Source organism: Flavobacterium psychrophilum (assembly GCA_001708385.1).
Lineage (GTDB): Bacteria > Bacteroidota > Bacteroidia > Flavobacteriales > Flavobacteriaceae > Flavobacterium > Flavobacterium psychrophilum_A.
This window is the reverse complement of sequence record CP012388.1, coordinates 925,396-944,279: the sequence shown is the minus strand read 5'-3', so window position 1 is coordinate 944,279 and position 18,884 is coordinate 925,396. Positions and strand designations below refer to the sequence as shown.

General features: G+C 37.6%; 18 protein-coding genes and 1 tRNA gene. 11 read left to right on the top strand and 8 right to left on the bottom strand.

Annotated elements, in window-relative coordinates; translation table 11 throughout:
• Positions 1 to 303 precede the first annotated feature (303 nt).
• A complete protein-coding gene (locus tag ALW18_03990; protein AOE51749.1) occupies positions 304 to 834 on the top strand; it encodes a hypothetical protein in 531 nt (176 codons plus the stop codon).
• A gap of 53 nt (positions 835 to 887) precedes the next feature.
• On the opposite strand, the gene ALW18_03985 is transcribed toward ALW18_03990, so the two are convergent.
• Both ALW18_03985 and ALW18_03980 read right to left on the bottom strand, forming a co-directional pair.
• On the bottom strand, positions 888 to 1,163 hold the full coding sequence (locus ALW18_03985; GenBank protein ID AOE51748.1) for a Clp protease ClpS: 276 nt from the start codon (positions 1,161 to 1,163) through the stop codon (positions 888 to 890).
• A gap of 22 nt (positions 1,164 to 1,185) precedes the next feature.
• Positions 1,186 to 2,019, bottom strand: coding sequence for a ribosomal protein L11 methyltransferase (locus ALW18_03980; protein ID AOE51747.1), 834 nt, complete (start codon positions 2,017 to 2,019; stop codon positions 1,186 to 1,188).
• A gap of 185 nt (positions 2,020 to 2,204) precedes the next feature.
• Here ALW18_03980 and ALW18_03975 point away from each other — a divergent pair, with 185 nt between their 5' ends.
• Complete coding sequence (locus tag ALW18_03975) at positions 2,205 to 3,425, top strand: porin (protein AOE51746.1); 1,221 nt, start codon at positions 2,205 to 2,207, stop codon at positions 3,423 to 3,425.
• Between the two features lie 124 nt (positions 3,426 to 3,549).
• Positions 3,550 to 5,049, top strand: coding sequence for a selenocysteine lyase (locus tag ALW18_03970; GenBank protein AOE51745.1), 1,500 nt, complete (start codon positions 3,550 to 3,552; stop codon positions 5,047 to 5,049).
• Here the strand turns inward: ALW18_03970 and ALW18_03965 are convergent.
• Complete coding sequence (locus ALW18_03965) at positions 5,039 to 5,929, bottom strand: lipid A biosynthesis acyltransferase (GenBank protein ID AOE51744.1); 891 nt, start codon at positions 5,927 to 5,929, stop codon at positions 5,039 to 5,041. The two genes, ALW18_03970 and ALW18_03965, sit on opposite strands and share 11 nt — an antisense overlap.
• A 118-nt stretch (positions 5,930 to 6,047) precedes the next feature.
• On the opposite strand from ALW18_03965, the gene ALW18_03960 reads away from it, so the two are divergent.
• The 3 genes from ALW18_03960 to ALW18_03950 all read left to right on the top strand — a co-directional run bounded on the left by ALW18_03960 (position 6,048) and on the right by ALW18_03950 (position 8,125).
• Entirely contained in the window at positions 6,048 to 6,671 is a 624-nt protein-coding gene (locus tag ALW18_03960; GenBank protein ID AOE54300.1) for a protease, read from the top strand.
• A 57-nt stretch (positions 6,672 to 6,728) separates the two neighbouring features.
• Positions 6,729 to 7,418: a hypothetical protein gene (locus ALW18_03955; protein AOE51743.1), complete on the top strand. Its 690-nt coding sequence runs from the start codon at positions 6,729 to 6,731 to the stop codon at positions 7,416 to 7,418.
• Between the two features lie 164 nt (positions 7,419 to 7,582).
• Positions 7,583 to 8,125 (top strand): hypothetical protein, encoded by a 543-nt coding sequence (locus ALW18_03950; protein AOE51742.1) that lies wholly within the window; start codon positions 7,583 to 7,585, stop codon positions 8,123 to 8,125.
• Positions 8,126 to 8,229: 104 nt separating this feature from the next.
• On the opposite strand, the gene ALW18_03945 is transcribed toward ALW18_03950, so the two are convergent.
• The 3 genes from ALW18_03945 to ALW18_03935 form a co-directional block, all read right to left on the bottom strand.
• Positions 8,230 to 8,313: transfer RNA gene (locus tag ALW18_03945), tRNA-Tyr, on the bottom strand.
• A 175-nt stretch (positions 8,314 to 8,488) separates the two neighbouring features.
• The gene (locus ALW18_03940; protein ID AOE51741.1) at positions 8,489 to 9,640 is read right to left on the bottom strand and encodes a hypothetical protein; all 1,152 of its coding nucleotides are present in this window, start codon (positions 9,638 to 9,640) and stop codon (positions 8,489 to 8,491) included.
• Positions 9,641 to 9,715: 75 nt separating this feature from the next.
• On the bottom strand, positions 9,716 to 11,125 hold the full coding sequence (locus tag ALW18_03935; GenBank protein AOE51740.1) for a beta-lactamase: 1,410 nt from the start codon (positions 11,123 to 11,125) through the stop codon (positions 9,716 to 9,718).
• A gap of 502 nt (positions 11,126 to 11,627) precedes the next feature.
• On the opposite strand from ALW18_03935, the gene ALW18_03930 reads away from it, so the two are divergent.
• The 3 genes from ALW18_03930 to ALW18_03920 all read left to right on the top strand — a co-directional run bounded on the left by ALW18_03930 (position 11,628) and on the right by ALW18_03920 (position 13,810).
• Positions 11,628 to 12,902, top strand: coding sequence for a glutamate dehydrogenase (locus ALW18_03930; GenBank protein ID AOE51739.1), 1,275 nt, complete (start codon positions 11,628 to 11,630; stop codon positions 12,900 to 12,902).
• Between the two features lie 89 nt (positions 12,903 to 12,991).
• A complete protein-coding gene (locus tag ALW18_03925; protein AOE51738.1) occupies positions 12,992 to 13,375 on the top strand; it encodes a hypothetical protein in 384 nt (127 codons plus the stop codon).
• Between the two features lie 18 nt (positions 13,376 to 13,393).
• Positions 13,394 to 13,810 carry a hypothetical protein gene (locus ALW18_03920; protein AOE51737.1) on the top strand — a complete coding sequence of 139 codons (417 nt, stop codon included), beginning with the start codon at positions 13,394 to 13,396 and terminating at the stop codon, positions 13,808 to 13,810.
• Between the two features lie 31 nt (positions 13,811 to 13,841).
• On the opposite strand, the gene ALW18_03915 is transcribed toward ALW18_03920, so the two are convergent.
• Together ALW18_03915 and ALW18_03910 are read right to left on the bottom strand one after the other, a co-directional pair.
• Complete coding sequence (locus ALW18_03915; GenBank protein AOE51736.1) at positions 13,842 to 16,325, bottom strand: TonB-dependent receptor; 2,484 nt, start codon at positions 16,323 to 16,325, stop codon at positions 13,842 to 13,844.
• Positions 16,326 to 16,409: 84 nt separating this feature from the next.
• Positions 16,410 to 16,751: an arsenate reductase gene (locus ALW18_03910; protein AOE51735.1), complete on the bottom strand. Its 342-nt coding sequence runs from the start codon at positions 16,749 to 16,751 to the stop codon at positions 16,410 to 16,412.
• 84 nt (positions 16,752 to 16,835) lie between these two features.
• Here ALW18_03910 and ALW18_03905 point away from each other — a divergent pair, with 84 nt between their 5' ends.
• Both ALW18_03905 and ALW18_03900 read left to right on the top strand, forming a co-directional pair.
• Complete coding sequence (locus tag ALW18_03905; protein AOE51734.1) at positions 16,836 to 17,801, top strand: abortive phage infection protein; 966 nt, start codon at positions 16,836 to 16,838, stop codon at positions 17,799 to 17,801.
• On the top strand, positions 17,794 to 18,843 hold the full coding sequence (locus tag ALW18_03900) for an O-succinylbenzoic acid--CoA ligase (GenBank protein AOE51733.1): 1,050 nt from the start codon (positions 17,794 to 17,796) through the stop codon (positions 18,841 to 18,843). Before ALW18_03905 ends, ALW18_03900 begins: the two co-directional genes overlap by 8 nt.
• Positions 18,844 to 18,884 lie beyond the last annotated feature (41 nt).

The window sequence follows — 18,884 nt, the reverse complement described above, 5'->3', positions numbered from 1 at the left end:
ATATTGCATATCAAACGATGTAAATTATATAACTGCCATAATAGTGTTTAAATGTTTTCATTGCGATAAATTCAATATTGTGTCCGCCGCTGTTAAAATAGCTGTTAAATATTGCGGTGTTTTGCCGAAACGGAAATAAATCTGTAAAAACACTAATCCTACTGAATAGTAAAGATTTATAAGGTTTTCATATTGAGACGTGTGTTAAAGTAACATTAAATTAAAGTTTTTAGAATATTATTAAGAGTATGCGTGCATAGATTTGAACTCACTAACATTCACTTAATTTAATTTTTAAAGAACATGAAAAAGATCAATTTATTAGTATGTACGCTTGCAGTTGCAGGCCTGGGATTCACTTCTTGTAGTGATGATGACAATGAAAACAACAACGATAACACTCGTATTGAAGGTACTTATAACCTTGACGAGGTAAACACGCCTAGGGCTACAGATTTTGACAGGGATGGTGTTTCTCATATCGACCAGACCGAAGAGTCTAACTGTTATGATAATGGTAAAATCGTGCTACGTGCAGACAATACATTTGAATATGTAATTACAGGAATTCTTGTACAGAATGGAAATGCAGGATGTAGAGAAACCGAAACTAAAACAGGTGTTTACACTGTTGAGCCGGCTGCTGATCCTAAAAACGCACTTATCACACTTACATACACTGAAAACAATCAGACTGTAACACGTGAGTTTACTAAAATTGGCGATGAGCTAACATGGAGATCTAACGCTGTAGTTTCATTTTATCCTGACAGGGACGCAAATGGTACTGCTATAGAAGTTGCAGGATCTGTAGAATATGTTTACGAAAAATAATATTTGATTTGACGTAATAAGAAAAAGGATGCCAATTGGCATCCTTTTTTCTTTTATATGATCTCGGCACTTAAACCGGCTTCAAGCAATTGTGTGCATTGAGACTTAAGCTCCTTATATTCTCCTGTTTTTACAGTGCATTTGCCATTATAATGAACAATTAAAGAACATTGTTCTGCCTGTTCTGCAGTATGGCGGCAAACACGTATAAGAGTGTCAATAACGTGATCAAAAGTATTCACTTCATCATTATACAATACTATTTCGTTGTTAAAGGAAACGCCTTCTTCAACTAATACTTCTTCTAATACTTCTTCCTGGGTACTCATAATCAAAAACTTAAACTAAATGCTAATTTACATATTTTAGCGAAACCCAATTGTTCCTGCTAAATTTTTTTACAAAGGTAAGCCCTTTTTCAGTACACGAAGCATCTATAAACGGAATATCTTCTTCATAGAAACCGCTCAATAATAGAATCCCGTCCTTATTAAGGCAGTCTACATACTGTTGCATATCGTTTAATAAAATGTTACGGTTTATGTTGGCAATAATAACGTCATAGCTTTTGCCTTTAAGTAAAGCGGCATCACCTTCGTAAACAGAGATATGTTTACAGTTATTGCGCTCAGCATTTTCTATTGAGTTAAGGTAGCACCAGTTGTCAATGTCAATAGCATCGATTGGTTGTGCTCCTTTCATTTCGGCAAGGATAGCCAAAATAGCAGTACCGCACCCCATATCCAGTGTTTTCTTATTCTCAACATCTGTTTCCAGCAGGTGCTGAATCATCATGAAAGTTGTTTCGTGATGTCCAGTTCCAAAACTCATTTTTGGCTCTATGACAATATCATAAGTTACATCTTTCTTTTCATGAAAAGGAGCACGTACACGACAGGTATTGTCTACATCTATAGGTTCAAAGTTTTTTTCCCATTCCTCGTTCCAGTTTACCTGTTCGATTTCTTCAAATGTATATTCAATTTTAAATTCCGGCGACTCAAAAATCTGAATGTCATTCAATATGTCCTCTGTCCAGAATTCCTTCTGAACATAGGCCGAGAAGCCATTTTCGGTTTCAATGAAGCTTTCAAATGGAGTCTCTCCCAATTCAGCAATAAGTATTTCAGAACCTAACTCCCTCGGTTCCACTGTAAAATGGTATCCTATATAAATATTAGACATAACTTTAAATTTTCGCAAAGGTAATGTTTACATAACATTGCATTGCAATAATTAATATTAAGTTTGCGCAAACTTTACAATGCTTGTTTATGGCAGTTTTACGGTTGTAAATCATCCGTATAATTAAAAGAGAAGCTAGCAGAGTTTAAGGCAAAAAACACGAAAATTTTACAAACAGGCATTAAATGAAAAACATTTTAACGTTACTAATTATCTTCTTTGGTCTTTCGGCGGCAGCACAGGTTGAAATAAAGAAGGCAACCGGAGATAACGACCTTAAGCTATCTGCATTACCGTATTACAATTATGGTAAAGGACTGGGAATAACTTCTCCCGACAGTATTTTCCAGTTTAACATCCGTTTCAGGATGCAAAACCGGGCAACATACCTTCAAAATGAAGACGAAGACCCTGCTATTGACGGACAAATACGTCGCTTACGACTACGTTTCGACGGTTATGTAGGTAACCCTAAATTTATATATGCTATCCAGCTATCATTTGCTCCGGGCGATGTAGGTGAAATTAGAGATGGCGAAAACATAAACATAATCCGTGATGCGGTTGTGTTTTACCGTCCGAATAAGCATTGGAATTTTGGTTTCGGACAGACAAAGCTTCCGGGTAACAGGCAAAGGGTAAACTCTTCAGGTGGTCTTCAGTTGAGTGACAGGACTATAAACAACGCACGTTTTAATATAGACAGGGATTTTGGTTTTCAGGTGCACAATCAAAACGAGCATTTAGATAAATTCTCATATAATTTAAGGAGTGCTATCAGTACCGGTGAAGGTAGGAACTCTACCGATAAACCCGATAACGGATTGGCGTATACAGGTAAGGCTGAGTTATACCCAATAGGTGTATTTACAAAAGACGGTGCTTTTTTTGAGGGTGACCTTAAAAGAGAACCGAAACCAAAAGTAATGCTTTCGGGTGCTTACCAATATAACGATATGGCACGCCGTGTTGGTGGACAGCTTGGAGACGATCTTTTTGCAAAGAGAGATATGCAGACGCTATTGCTTGATGGAATGGTTAAATATAACGGTTGGGCTTTTATGACGGCTTATATGCAAAGAAAAGCGAAAGACCCTATTACGGTTAATCCTGACGACGCAACAGACTTACGATATGTTTATACCGGTCATGGGTTTGACTACCAGTTAAGTTACCTGTTTCCTTCACACTATGAGCTGATAGGACGTTTCTCTACACAAAATGTTGATAAGGATATCGCAGCGCTTACGCCCAATACAAAACAATATACATTAGGTATTACTAAATATGTATGGGAACATGCTTTTAAAGCACAGTTTGAGGTTAACCTGGACGACCTAAGCTATTTTGACGGTTCATCTAAAAAGAATTTTTACGTTCGTTTTCAGGTGGAAATCGGAATATAAGTTACATAATCCTGCTTCGGCAGGATTTTTTGTTATTACGCCCCTTTTAAGCGGAGGACAATGAAATATATTCACTTATATCGTTTTAATTTTAATAAATTTGCAATGTTTAATAGCCAATTATATGTTACAGACAGCAGATGTTACCATTAAAGGAGAGTTAGAGCAGTATTTCCAGAGATTCAGGGATAATATTGTAGGTATAGGGCAGGAGTTCGATTCGCCATTCGGCAGAAAAGAAATCGTGTATACCGACTGGACTGCCAGTGGACGATTGTACAGGCCTATTGAAGAAAAGCTATTAAACGATTTTGGGCCGTTCGTTGCCAACACACATACCGAGACTACAGTTTCGGGTACTGCAATGACCATTGCGTATCATGAAGCGCGCCATATTATAAAACACCATGTAAATGCCAGTAATGACGATGTGCTTATTACAGACGGATCGGGTATGACAGGTGTTGTAAATAAATTCCAAAGGATATTAGGGCTTAAAGTCCCTGAAAACCTAAAAGAGTTTACAAAGGTTCCTGCAGAGAAAAAACCGGTTGTGTTTGTATCGCACATGGAACACCATTCAAACCAAACGTCATGGCTGGAAACCATTGCAGAGGTGGTATTGATTCCTGCCTGTCCGCAAGGGCTTATATGTCTGGATAGCTTTGCGAACCTGTTGGAAGAATACAAAGATTATACGCTTAAAATAGCCTCAATTACAGCTTGTTCTAACGTTACGGGTATTAAAACCCCTTATTACGAAGTAGCTAAGCTAATTCATAAATATAATGGTGTCTGTTTTGTAGATTTTGCATGCTCTGCACCGTATGTAAAAATAGATATGCACCCTGCTGATAGCGAAGCTTATCTGGATGCAATATTCTTTTCACCACACAAATTCCTTGGCGGTCCCGGTACATCTGGGGTGCTGATATTCAATAAAAAACTTTACAAAAATATGGTACCCGATCATCCGGGTGGAGGAACAGTAAGCTGGACCAATCCGTGGGGCGACCATAAATACCTTGATAATATTGAAGAGCGTGAAGACGGTGGTACACCGGGCTTTCTTCAGGTTATTAAAACAGCGCTTTCGGTTAAGCTGAAAGAGCAAATGGGTATTGATAATATACTTAAAAGAGAAAAAGAAATAGTTGACTATGTTTTTGATTTCCTTGGAGAAATTGAGAATATAAAAATACTTGCCCCACAGCATAAAGACAGGTTGGGTGTTATTTCTTTTTACATAGACAACCTTCACTTTAATCTTGGTGTAAAGCTGCTTAACGACCGTTTTGGCGTGCAAACACGTGGAGGATGCAGCTGTGCCGGTACATACGGACATTATCTGCTACATGTAGACCAGGAGCAGTCGAATTACCTTACCGATAAAATTACTCTAGGTGATCTTATCCAAAAGCCGGGATGGATACGAATGTCAATTCATCCAACAACTACAGATGCAGAAATACAATACGTATGTGAAAGCATTAAAGCACTTGCTGAAAATCATAAAGAGTGGGCTAGTGACTATCATTACAATAAGTCAAGTAATGAATTTACCCATGTAAATGCAAATAATGCAGAACAGGAAGAAAGGCTAAAAGACTGGTTTACGCTGTAGGCGGATTGTTTCTACGGTGCTTAAAGCGTTTGTGTGTCCATAAGTAATATTCCGGAGCTTCAATTATTTGCTGTTCCAGCATTTTCATAAAGCTGTCGCTAATCTCATAATTAGGTATTTCTTTAATGTTATCCTGAACAGGCACGAAGGTACACTTGTAGTGGCCGCGGCTTGTTTTGTCTACTTTGGCAAATATCATGTTCATGCCTATCTTTTTTGCCAGCATCTCACCCCCTACGTGAATAGGAACCTGCATGCCAAAAAAATCACCCCAATGTATAGTACTGCCAAGCTTCGGAGACTGGTCTGATATAAAGCCGTAAAAGCCTAAGATACCATTGCGCTCATTCTGTCTCATGGCAGGAATAGTCTGGCGTACGCCGATAAGTTCAGCGTCAAATCTGCCGCGCATTTTTTTTACCAGCTTGTCAAAATACTTATTTCGTATTATTTTATATATACCAAAGCCTTTGTGTGATTTAAAGCCTTTATTCATATACAAAAGCCATTCGTAGCTACCGTAATGCCCTAAAAGCATTACGACACTTTTATCTTTGGCTTCATATTCATGTATAAGGTCATAATTGGTAAATACAAAACGTTTTGCTAGTTCTTTATCGCTAATATTCAGGCTTTTCGCCATCTCAAAAAAGTTGTCGCAAAAATGGTGGTAAAACTTTCTTTCAACGGCATCGCGTTCGTCCTGGGTAAGATGTCTCAGGGTTAATGAAAGATTTTTATGAACGGTATTTCTACGGTATCTAACGATATGGTAAACTATTACATAACAGATATCAGAGAAAAAATACAGTATCCTGAATGGCAGTATCGATATAAACCAGATGATAGGGTAGGCTAGTATATAGGTTAAAAGCTGCATTCGTGTTTTTTATGCAAATATACTTTTTATTATTAATTTAATGTTTGTTGAGGGCTTTCTTATAGAATATGATAAGCCATTTGTATAACTTTACGTCATAAAAATAACATTTATGAATATGCCACTGGTTCTTATTATTTTAATCCTTGCAAACGTATTGGTAAGTTACAAGGGAATAATAGATATATCATTTTTCAGAAAATACGAATTTCATATTGGCAGCATCAGGGCAGGAGAACAGTACCGTATGTTTACGTCGGCCTTTCTGCATGCCGATTATATGCACCTTGGATTTAATATGCTTACACTATACTTTTTTGCACCGGTAGTAATCTATAGCCTGGGTGTAATGAGCTTTATTCTTGTGTATGTAATCAGTTTGGCATGCGGAAGCTTACTAACGCTGTACTTGCATAAAAACGATTACTCTTACCGTGCTATTGGTGCGTCGGGGGCGGTTATGGGAGTTTTATTCGCTTCTATACTTATTGACCCGGACAGGCAGATTAATTTCATACCGGGTTACATATTTGGTATCATATACCTGCTTGCCACAATTTACGGTATGAAAACCAAAGCGGGCAATATAGGACATACTGCACACTTTGGTGGCGCAATAGGCGGATTTATAATTACACTAACAAGAATGCCACATATTCTTTATGATAACACCTTGATAGTTATTGTTATGGCTGTGCCAATAGCTATAATGCTGGTGATGGCAAAGGCCGGAAAATTATAGCCGGTTAAAAACTGGCACGCAATTTGAAATTCCTACATTAAAATAAAATCAATCATTATGAAAAAAATTGCTTTAGTACTGTTCGTGTTTGTTTCAACATTTGCAAGCGCACAGGTAACACAACAAAATCAGCAACCTCAAATCAGCGTTGCAGGAGAAGGTAAAATAACTGTAACTCCGGATAGGGCAGACGTTACTATAGGGGTAGAGAATATTGGCGCAGATGCAGCCGATGTAAAGAAAAAGAATGATGCGACTATAGATGCGGTAATAAAGTATCTTAAAAGCATAAAACTGCCTGCTGAAGATTACCAGACACAAAGGGTAAACCTTTACAGAAACTATGATTCTGATAAAAAGAAATATAGCTATACGGCTTCACAGACTATCGTGATCCACCTTAAAGATCTTACCAAATATGATAGTATGATGATGGGGCTTATAGATGCCGGTGTAAACAATATACAGGGCGTACAATTTAAAACATCTAAGCTGGCACAATACGAATCAGAGGCTCGTATTAAAGCTGTTGCAGACGCTAAACAGAAGGCAAACGACTATGCAGGTGCATTGAGTCAAAAAGTAGGTAAGGCGATCGTTGTAACCGATAATTCGCAAACCTACTATCCTCCGATGGTGAGATCAATGAAGTTTGAAGCAGCTGATTCTGTAATGCCGCAAGAAACGCTTGCAATAGGAGAAATTACAGTTACGGCTAACGTAACGATAAGCTTTGAATTGAATTAATCTTTTATATATTTAAATTGAGGAAAGCCCTATGCATTGCATGGGGCTTTCTGTTTTTATAAATAACCCATTGATGATATAAAAGGTGTTAAAGAAAATTTAAAAATCTCAGAGGTTTTTAATCTGAATATTTGGAGTGTATATTTTTGTGAAAAACCAATTATATGAATACAATATTTTCAATTATTACAGCACTTATACTAGGTGTACCCAATGGTAATAATTCTCTAAATTCGATAAGCTACAGTGTGCGGGCTTCTTCAATTCCCTTCAATCAGGATAACGATGTAAATGCTATCCGAGAGGAGTATAAACGAATAAATAGTCTTGATATGAAAACAGAAACATATACCTATACTAATGAAGATTGTGTTGACGACGGAGAGATCATTTATTATCTTAACGGAAATGATATTGTAAAGGTTGTTGAAAAAGGAAATTTTAAAGATGGATCCTGGGCTACCGAATACTATTATAAAAACAGCAAGTTTATATTTGGATATGAGTCAGTAACAGGCGGTGCAGCGGCGGGACCAGAGGTTATCACAAAATTTCGTTACTATATTAAGAATGATAAAGCTATCCGACAGATGGAAGGCGATGCAATAGTAAAAGCCGACAGTAAGTTTTCTGAAGCTTTAAGCAAAGCTTATATACTATTGAAAGTGAATAAGACTAAAAATTTCAGCGAGGTATTTTGCAACTGATAAAACGGATATCTTTTTTACAGTGTTTGAGGAGTTGTATAAAATAAAAAAACCTGCAAAATAATTTGCAGGTTTTGTACGAAGTTGGGTTTTACTTTCCCATTTCGTGGGGAGAGAAGGATTCGAACCTTCGAAGGTTTCCCAACGGATTTACAGTCCGTCCTCGTTGGCCGCTTGAGTATCTCCCCATGCGTTCAGAAAGCTGTTAAGTTCTCTGCCATTGCGGTGCAAATATAGGACTGTTTTTTAAGTTTGCAAACATATTTGCGGGTATTTTTATAACTTTTTTTTAATGTATTGGTAGCTAATAAAATAAAAAATCTCCCGAAGGAGATTTTTATATATTTACTATGTTGGTTACTCTTATTTAGCTAAAAGTTCAGCAACTTTTGCTTTAAGTTCGGCACCTCTAAGGTCTTTTGCAACAACTTTTCCTGTCGCATCAAGAATAAAAGTAGCAGGAATAGATTCTACACTATATTGTTTTGCGATAGGCTCATCCCAAAATTTAAGGTTAGAAACGTGATTCCATGTAAGTTTATCAGCAGCAATAGCCTCTTTCCATTTAGCGGCATCTTTATCTAAAGAAACGCCAATAATGTTTAATCCTTTAGTATGAAGCTCATTGTAAAGGGCAACTACGTTAGGATTTTCCATACGGCATGGTTTGCACCATGAAGCCCAGAAATCAACAATAGTTACTTTGCCAAGAGATTCTTTAAGCGAAAGTTTTTTACCATCCGGTGTTGTAGCGCTAAAATCAGGAGCAGTAACACCTACGTCAACTGTAGTTTTAGCAGCAGCAGGCTCTTCGGCTTTCTTAGCATTTTCTATGAATTCAGAAAGTTCTTTTGCAGCTTTTACTTTTTTAATCTCAGGGTCAAGTTCATCATATTTCTTTTTCATTTCTGCATACGGAACAGGTTTCATTGAAAACGCCTGTTTAAGTAACAATACAGTAATATAAGCCTTAGGATTTTTCTCGATAAATTTATCAGCAATAGCTCTCATGTCTTTACCAATAGCTTCATACGTTTTATTTAGCCTGTTCATTACAACAGTGTCTTGTTTTTTGTATGCTTCCATCATTTCAGCCTGATTAGCCTTTTGGAAGCCCATCATTTTTTGCCTTAATTTGCTGATGTCATTATAATATTCTGTAAGCTTCTCGTTATTGTATGTTCCGGTTCTTTCTGTTTTAAAGATAGAGTCTTTATCAACTTTCATGTCAATCTCTCCTTCTTCAAGTATAAATTCAGCTTTGCCCTGTACACCTTCAACCTGGATAAAGTGAAGTTCCGGCTCCACAGCTTTACCTTTAATAGTAAATTTACCGTTCTCAATTTTTACGGTATCTATAGGCTCATAGCCCATTGTGCCTTGTTTTTCAAGGATCACGTTTTTACCGTTAAGAGAAGGATCAATAGTTCCTGCAATTTCAAACTCATTGCTCGCCAGCTTGTTGCATGACACAACGAAAGCCGAAGCCGCAACCATTAAAAGAATTTTTTTCATATTTGTTTTTATGTTATATATGGTGCAAAAGTATTTAAAAATCAGTTATATAATTAACGCATTAAAAATTTAATATTAAGAGCATGCAGGCTGTACGACAGTTGTTTTAACCGATGTGTTTTTTATTCCTCCAAATCCTTTCTCTACGTTAATCATATTATGGTAACCGCGCGCTTTTAATATAGAAGCCATAATTACAGAGCGGTATCCACCAGCGCAGTGAAGGTAAAAGTCTTCATTCTGCGGAACTTCCGCAAGCTGCTCGTTTACAAAATCCAACGGAATGTTAATTGCATCTACCACGTGGCCATTACCGAATTCGCCTGGCTTTCTTGAGTCAACTACAATTTTTGCATCATTTGCCAATCCTTCGGCGAAAACTTCAGGTGATATAGATTTTACGCTATCAGTTTCATATCCTGCTGCTTTCCATGCGTTGATACCGCCATTAAGGTATCCAAGGCTAAAGTCGAACCCTACACGGGCAAGCCTTGTAATTGTTTCTGTTTCTTTACCTTCGGGAGTTACCAATAACAAAGGCTGGTTTACATCTCTGATCAAAGCACCAACCCATGGCGCAAAGTTGCTGTGAAGTCCAATAAAAATAGAGCCGGGAATGTGTTCTTTTACAAAGTCATCTTCATGTCTTACATCAAGTACAATTGCTTCTGTCTCGTTGGCTTTTATCATGAACTCAGCAGCAGAAAGTGCTGTTTGTCCTTTCTCAATAATAGTGTCAAGACTTTGATATCCCTGAATGTTAAGCATAACATTTTGTGGAAAATAGGCGGGAGGTGCCCCAAGCCCGTCAAGAAGTTCTTTTATGAACTCTTCTTTTGTCATATCTGCCCTAAGTGCGTAGTTTACCTTTTTCTGGTTGCCAAGAGTGTCGGTAGTTTCTTTACTCATGTTCTTGCCACATGCACTTCCCGCACCGTGACTTGGGTACACAATAATATCATCAGCCAGAGGCATGATCTTATTGCGTAGTGAATCGAATAGGTGAGAAGCTAATATTTCCTGGGTAAGTTCATCAGTAAGGGCTTGTGCAAGATCAGGACGCCCAACATCTCCTATAAATAGTGTATCACCGGTTATTATACCGTGAGTCGTTCCGTTTTCGTCTATAAGCTCGTAACAAGTACTTTCAAGTGTATGTCCGGGAGTGTGTATTGCTCTAATGGTATAGCTGCCAACTTTAAACTCCTGTCCGTCTGTAGCGATTACAGCGTCAAATTCTGGTTGGGCGGTTGGGCCATAAACAATTTCGGCACCTGTTTTTTGTGCCAGGTCTATATGTCCTGAAACGAAATCGGCATGAAAGTGTGTTTCAAAAATGTATTTTATAACAGCGTTATCTTTTGCTGCTTTCTCAATATAAGGCTGTACTTCCCTTAAAGGATCAAAAATGGCAGCTTCGCCATTGCTTTCTAAGTAATAGGCTGCTTGTGCAATACAACCTGTATATATTTGTTCTATTTTCATGATTATATTAAATTTAACTGATATGAATGTAGACTATAAAGTGTATGACTTGTTCCAGCTTCCAATCTATACAGATAAGTTCCTGCAAATATACCAAAAACAGTAGTTAAAGTATAAACTAATAAAAAATCGTGTCAATATTTGTTATTATTATATGTGGTTTTGATATAGGCCAATTTTGTAAGGATTTTACAAAAGTGTTGTGCCAATAAACTGGTTTATCTGTCGTTATAACTGATATACGCTTGTTTTGCCGTATATTTGTAAGTATATGTTTGGTTATTAGTTAGTTGCGATGTTAAAATAGTGTTAATGATTATGATATGTTCAGTATGGCAACCTTTTTGCTTGTTTAAATTGTAGCAATCATAATTTTATTAATATTTTTTTGTAAAATTATTAATTCAAACGATTAAGTTGTCACAAAGTTGGTTTATATTTGTGATGCTTTTTTGAAAAGCTAGTGTTTATTATATATAATTCAGTTGTAAGTTAAAAATTTATGGCAACAGCAATAAAGCCTCGCGTGGGCATGTATGAAAACGTAAAGAACCAGTTTGAAAAAGCTGCAGCCGTTATGGGGCTGGACGAAAGCGTTAAAAAGATCTTATCTATAACCAATAATGAGATCGTAGTGCATTTTCCTGTGAAAATGGACAATGGAACTGTAGAGGTATTTACAGGATACAGGGTACAGCATAACAATGCTCTTGGTCCTTACAAAGGTGGTTTACGTTACCACCCGACTGTAGATATTGATGCAGCGAGGGCACTTGCTACCTGGATGACATGGAAAACATCGTTAGCCGGACTTCCTTATGGTGGAGGTAAAGGCGGTATCCAGATAGATCCTAAGAAATACTCTCAGGGAGAACTTGAAAGGATTACACGACGTTTTACGTATGCTCTTGGTGACAATATTGGTCCTGAACATGATATCCCTGCGCCGGATGTTAATACCAACGCACAGATGATGGCATGGATTGCAGATACATATATGTCTACAAAATCGCCTGCAGAGCGTTCTAAAAATCAACACGTTGTTACCGGGAAACCTGTAGGATCTGGAGGTCTTGAAGGACGTGACAGAGCTACAGGTTTTGGTGTTGTTGTAACACTTGAGTCGTGGGCTAAAGTTAAAGGTACTACGCTTGAAGGTAAAAGGTATATTGTACAGGGGTTTGGTAATGTAGGTTACTGGGCTGCTCATTTCATGAACAAAAACGGTGCTATACTTGTTGGAGTTCAGGATGCTACAGGTACAATTTACAACCCTGAAGGTATAGATCCTGAAGCTTTGTTGAGATACCAGTCTGATAATGCTACAATTACGGGATATAAAGGTACTCAGGATTACAAGTCTGATGAGTTCTTCTCAATTGACTGTGATGTTATTATCCCGGCTGCTCTTGGTAACCAAATTACTGATGAAAATGCGGGTACAATAAAAGCTAAAGTTATTGCTGAAGGTGCTAACGGACCTACAGATACTGATGGAGAAGCTATTCTTATAGCAAACCATATCGATATTATTCCGGACATCCTTTGTAATTCAGGTGGTGTTGTTGGTAGCTACTTCGAGTGGTTGCAAAACCGTAACGGAGAAATATGGACCATGGATGATGTTATCATCAAACTTAGAAAGAAAATGGAAGAGGCTTTCAATAAAGTGATCACTTCTTCTGTACAATATAAAACAGACTGGAGAACTGCAGCTTACATCGTGGCGTTAACCAGAATTGAAACGGCATACAAACAAAGAGGTATTTTCCCTTGATTTGATATCCAACACATTAAAAGGCGCTTTATGCGCCTTTTTTCATTTTTAATCAGTACATTTGATATAAGATGTAGCTATAATCTGTCATGAAAAAACTTTACATTTATATTGCAATGTTTGCTGCTTCGGCAGTATTTGCACAGGAAGAAACTTCACCGGCTTTTCCCGATCAGCTAACGCTTGCTGTTAAGCAAAGCCAGGGTTGGACTATTAATAGCCTTACCACTCCCGATTTCTCTTTTTATAATAAGAATTACAGGTCGGTATTCAGGGATTACGATTATACCTTTAATATCCAGGATTCAAAAAGAGACAGAATATATGTAGAGGGAGACAAATACTATTCTAATACCTATATTCCGATTGTGGCTCAGCAGCACAATTCAAACCTTGCCATAGATAATATGTATTTGTACAGAACAAACAGTGCTCCTGCAGCATCTGTTAACCTGGGTGCTCTTAAACAATAACAGTTTAAATTTTTTCAGATGAAAAAGACAATTGGTTTACTGGTTTTATTAGCTACCGCATATGTAAACGGGCAGACTAAAATGTTCTCAGATAATTTGTCTGTAGCAACCGCAGAAAATAAAATAAAGGTGATTGACTTCACGCAGCTGACTTCACATTTGTCCTATTTGTCTAAGAATTACGATAATGTATTTGGCGAGTATATCTTTTCATTTGATAGTAATAATTTTGGTGATAAGAATGTGTACGTAGGCCAGGGGGAGAGAATGTATTGTCAGGGACAGTCTACATTTATTATGGAACATCAGGGGCCTTTAGCTGCAGGGAATCTTAGTTGGAGAACCGATTATGTTTCAGGATTTTTTTCCGGATTGAAGCTTATATTCAACACTGAGAAAAACTATACAAAAAGCTATAGCGATTTTAATAAATAAATAAGGGAGGTTTTAAAACCTCCCTTATTTATTATCCTCCCATATACTCTTCACCACCGCCATCTTGATTTTGCGGTTGTTTCGGTTTCTCATTTTTACTCATGTTGAAACGGTATGTAAATGATAGTGTAATTTGTCGCTGTCTCCACTGCATTTCGCCATAAGAGTTAATTTGTCCAGGAATATAAGTCTCATTCTTCATTTTTCTGGAGTTAAAAATATCCTGAACGTTTAAGCCTATCGTTGCTTTTTCTTTTAGGATGTCTTTGCTTAATGATGTATTAGCACTTGCTACACCAATTCTTTTACCCTGAGCTGTATTTTGCGGTGCTTCGTAATTACCGTTTAGCTGCCAGTCAATTTTTAACGGAAGGCTAACCTTAGAGTTTACCCTTGTTGTCCAGCTGTATGCTGTTCTGTTAAAGTCCTGGAAATCGGTTATAGTCTGACCGTCCTGCTCATAAGTAAAGGTGAAATCACCTTGCGTTTCATTTCTGTAGAAGTTAAAGTTGCTGGTAAGCCTCCACCATCTGAAAGGGTTGTAGTTCACGTTGAATTCAAAACCAAAACGGTATTCTTTCGCAAGGTTCAGGGGCGAAGTAACAATTACAGGCGTATCACCAATAAATTCTCCGGTAGGTCTTCTTACAAATTGATAAGAGTCATCAGTTATATTAAGGTAAGCAGAAGTGCTTAACGTAACTTTTTGCCATTTTTTAAGGAATCCAATGTCTATAGCATTAGTCATAGACGGATCAAGATCCGGGTTACCACGGAAAAGGTTGATGTTACTTTCCAGTCCTGCAAACGGATTTAAGAAACGGCCTCTTGGCCTGTTGATACGACGGCTATAGCTTAAGCTGATGTTTGTGTTATCATCAAACGAATAGGTTAAGAAAGCACTTGGGAAAAAGTTGTTGTATTTCTTATTGTTGTACTGGTTAAGGTTTAAAAGATTTACATCAATGTTTGAATCTTCCCAACGAAGCCCTAATAAATAAGAGAATTTGCCAACTTTAGATCCAAACTGTGTATATAATGCATTTACTTTTTCTTTATACTCAAGAAAATTGGTGTAATCGGCATTATTAACCCATGCGCCACCCTCAAGTATTTCTGCTCTGGCATCTGTTTCAAGAGTGGTAAAGCTTCCGCGGTAACCGGCTTCAAAACGGCTGTTTTCGCCTAAAGGCAAAACATAGTCAGCCTGAAGTAAAGACCTGTTTTCATCTTCATTATTAAGGGTTCTTTCATTGCTGTTTGGAGTAGCAGAACCTAAAGTAATATCATCAATAGCCGCATTTTCGTCATCACGGCTCATAGAAACCGATGCATCAACTTTAAGCTCGTGGCCTTTATCGTTGAATTTATGAGTAAGGCTTGACGAGAAATTTACGTTGTTATCGTCAGAATCCTGATCGTTTCTACGGTAACGGGTGTCAGTATAAGTACGAAGCGCGTCAAAGTTATCAAAATAAGTATCGGTAACGTTGCCGCCTTTGTTTCTCCTGAAGTTAACCGAGTTTACCCAAGTAGTATTATCACTTAAGAAATACTCAAGTCCAAAACTGGCATTAAAGCCTTTGCGTAAACGATCGTTGTTTCTTCTTTCGTTAGTATAGCTTCTTGTTGTATTGTCTTCGTTTAAGTATTCTGTATTGGTAAAAGAGTTACCCGGGTTTTTTCTGTAGTTATATCCTAAATTAGAGAAAAGGTTAAACTTTTCACTTCTGAAATTTAAATTGGCAGAAACTCCGTGGTTTTCCGGGTCACCGGTATTTGCTATAAGCGAACCGTTAAAACCGCCTGCTTTACCTTTTTTAAGGACTATATTAATAATACCGCCACCACCTTCGGCATCATAACGCGCCGATGGATTAGTGATAACCTCTACTTTGTCTACAGAATCGGCAGGTAAAAGCCTCAGAACTTCAGCAACATTGCTTCCCGCAAGGTTAGATGGCCTTCCGTCAATTAATATAGTTACGCTTTGGTTGCCTCTTAACGCTACATTACCTTCCGCATCAACAGATACTGACGGTACATTATCAAGAACGTCGCTCACAGTACCGCCTTTAACCATCATATCCTGGCCAACGCTGTAAACTCTTTTATCAAGTTTAATTTCAACAGTAGTACGTTCTGCAACAATTTGTACTTCGTTAAGTATAGTTGCATCGGGAGCAAGTGCAGTAGTTCCTAAATTTGTATCTGCTGTAATTGCTTTACCTAATAAGGTTATGGGTTTAAAAGAGATAAAGTCGAACTTAACATTGTAAGTTCCCGCAGGTACCTCAATGCTGTACTCTCCTTTTGCATCGGTAAGTCCGCCGTTTACGGTTACATTATCAATAGTCTGGATTATTACGTTAGCAAATTCAAGGGGTTGTTTGGTTTCCTGTTCAATAATTTTACCTGTTACTTTTACTTTAGGGCCACCGGGACCTCCCTGAGCAAACGCTCCAAAAGCAAAAAATAAAAAGAATAACAGAATAGATGTTTGAAAATTCTTCATGAAATAGTAAGTATGTGTGTGATATTGGCTTGAGGCAGTTGCCTCATCCTGATAGTTTATCTGTCAGGCTCTAAAAATGTGTTTCTATAAAATTTCTTTTATCCTATCCGCAGGGCGTGCAATAACGGCTTTATCTCCAATTACAACTATCGGGCGCTCTATTAAATTTGGATGCTGCACCATGGCATCAATAACCTTGCCATCTGTTAATACTGTGCCTTTGTAATTTTCTGTCCAGACAGCTTCTTTTTGACGCACAAGCTCTATTGGCTTAATGCCCAGCTTTTTAATAATTTCGGTAAGTTCTTCTTTTGATAGTGGTTCGCTAAGGTATTTTACTGTGGTAAAAGGTTTTTCTTCAAGTTCCAGAAATTGTAAACCCTCTCGCGACTTGCTGCATCGCGGATTGTGGTATATAGTAATCATTATTTTCTTTTTGCAAAGTTCGCTATTATAAACGGAAATTTGAAGTAACTTAGTGCAAACAAAATCTTAAATAATAATATAAGTATGTTCATAGAACTTGGGTTTAAGCCGGAAAATAAATTCTGGAAATATCTTGTAGGGTCAGTAATTGTCATTTTCACTTCATTTATTGGACAGTTACCACTCTTAATCGCAATTTCGGTTAAAGCAATGTCAGATGGAAGTCCTATTCCCGCGACACAGGAGGACATGCTTGGTTACTTAAACCTAAATTTAACCTTGTTTTTGGTGCTTTTTTCATTTTTAGTAGCGTTAGTAGCACTTTATATTGTTATAAGAAACATACACAGACAACGATTTAATGAAATAATCACAAGTCGGCCGAAGATTGATAAGTCACGAATACTTTTTTCTTTCTTGTTATGGTTTATATTTTCATGCCTGACTACGATTTTAGATTATTATCTGAATCCTGAATCTTATGTAATTCAGTTTGATATTGTAAAGTTTGTCCCTCTCTTTTTAATAGCTATAGCAATGGTGCCAATACAAACATCTGTTGAAGAGCTCGTATTTAGAGGGTATTTAATGCAGGGATTTGGTAATCTTGCTAAAAATAAATGGTTTCCATTGGTTATGACATCAGTTATTTTCGGTGGGATGCACTTTTTTAATCCCGAGGTATCAAAAATGGGCTACCTGATAATGATATATTATATCGGTACAGGCCTTTTCCTCGGAATAATAACACTTATGGATGATGGGGCAGAACTTGCCCTTGGTTTTCACGCGGCAAATAATCTTACAGGTGTGCTGCTTGTTACAGCAGACTGGACAGCTTTCCAGACCTATTCGGTACTTAAAGATGTTTCGGAACCATCGGCAGGATTAGATATAATCGTACCTGTACTAATTATATTTCCGATTCTTTTAATTATCTTTAATAGGAAATACAAATGGACCAATTGGAAGGAAAAACTAACCGGTCCTGTCCACTTGATTAACGAAGAAAAAACTGCTTTAAATCAAATAGGAAAAAACTATGAATAACCCGGATTATCACTTTGTACACCCCCAATTTAAACTTAACGGATTTCATCTTACCGAAGATGATCTGTGCCGTATTGCGTACAGCTTTATTAAAGAAGGTGAAGCTTACGAAAGGGCTGTAGGCGATTTTCTGCTGGATTGGTTTGACCAGACTGATTTTATTGAAATGCAGACATCGGGTACTACAGGTGCCCCAAAACTTATTAAGGTAGAAAAACAGGCGATGGTGCATTCTGCTTTGGCAACGGGTGAATTTTTTGACCTTATGCCGGGTATCAAAGTATTGCACTGCCTGCCCACACAGTTCGTGGCAGGAAAAATGATGCTGGTACGCGCTTTTATACTGGGTTGGGATATGGATTTGGTAGCCCCGGTTTCTAATCCGTTAGAAAGAAATGACACGCAGTACGATTTTGCAGCTATGGTGCCTTTACAGGCGCAGCATTCGCTGGAAAAATTGCAGCAAATAAAAAAAATCATACTCGGAGGGGCAAAAGTAAGCCAGGCACTTTCAGACCAATTGGCTGTACTGCCTGTTGAGATATATGAAACCTATGGTATGACAGAGACCATTACCCATATTGCAGCTAAAAAAATAGGAGAGGAAGCTTTTACTGTACTGCCCAACGTAAGAATTAGCAAAGATGAAAGGCATTGCCTTGTTATCGATCCGTATGTTATTTGCAATGAACCTGTTGTGACGAATGATGTTGTTGAAGTTTTAGACGATCAGCACTTTATTTGGCTTGGCAGGCACGACAATGTTATAAACAGCGGTGGTGTTAAACTCTTCCCGGAACAGATTGAAGAAAAACTATCCTCTAAAATAAACAGGCGCTTTTTTGTAAAAGGAGTTGCTGATGATAAATTAGGTGAAAAACTTGTACTTGTTATAGAAGGCGCGCCTTTTGATATCGATGAGTCGGTTTATAAAAAGCTGGACAAATTTGAGAAACCAAAAGAAGTTCTTTTTGTACCAAAATTTGCCGAGACAGGATCTGGTAAATTACAAAGAGATGCTACGCTTAAAAGCCTGGCATAATCTTCAGGACAAAACATAAAAAAATCCGTTACTGTACAGTA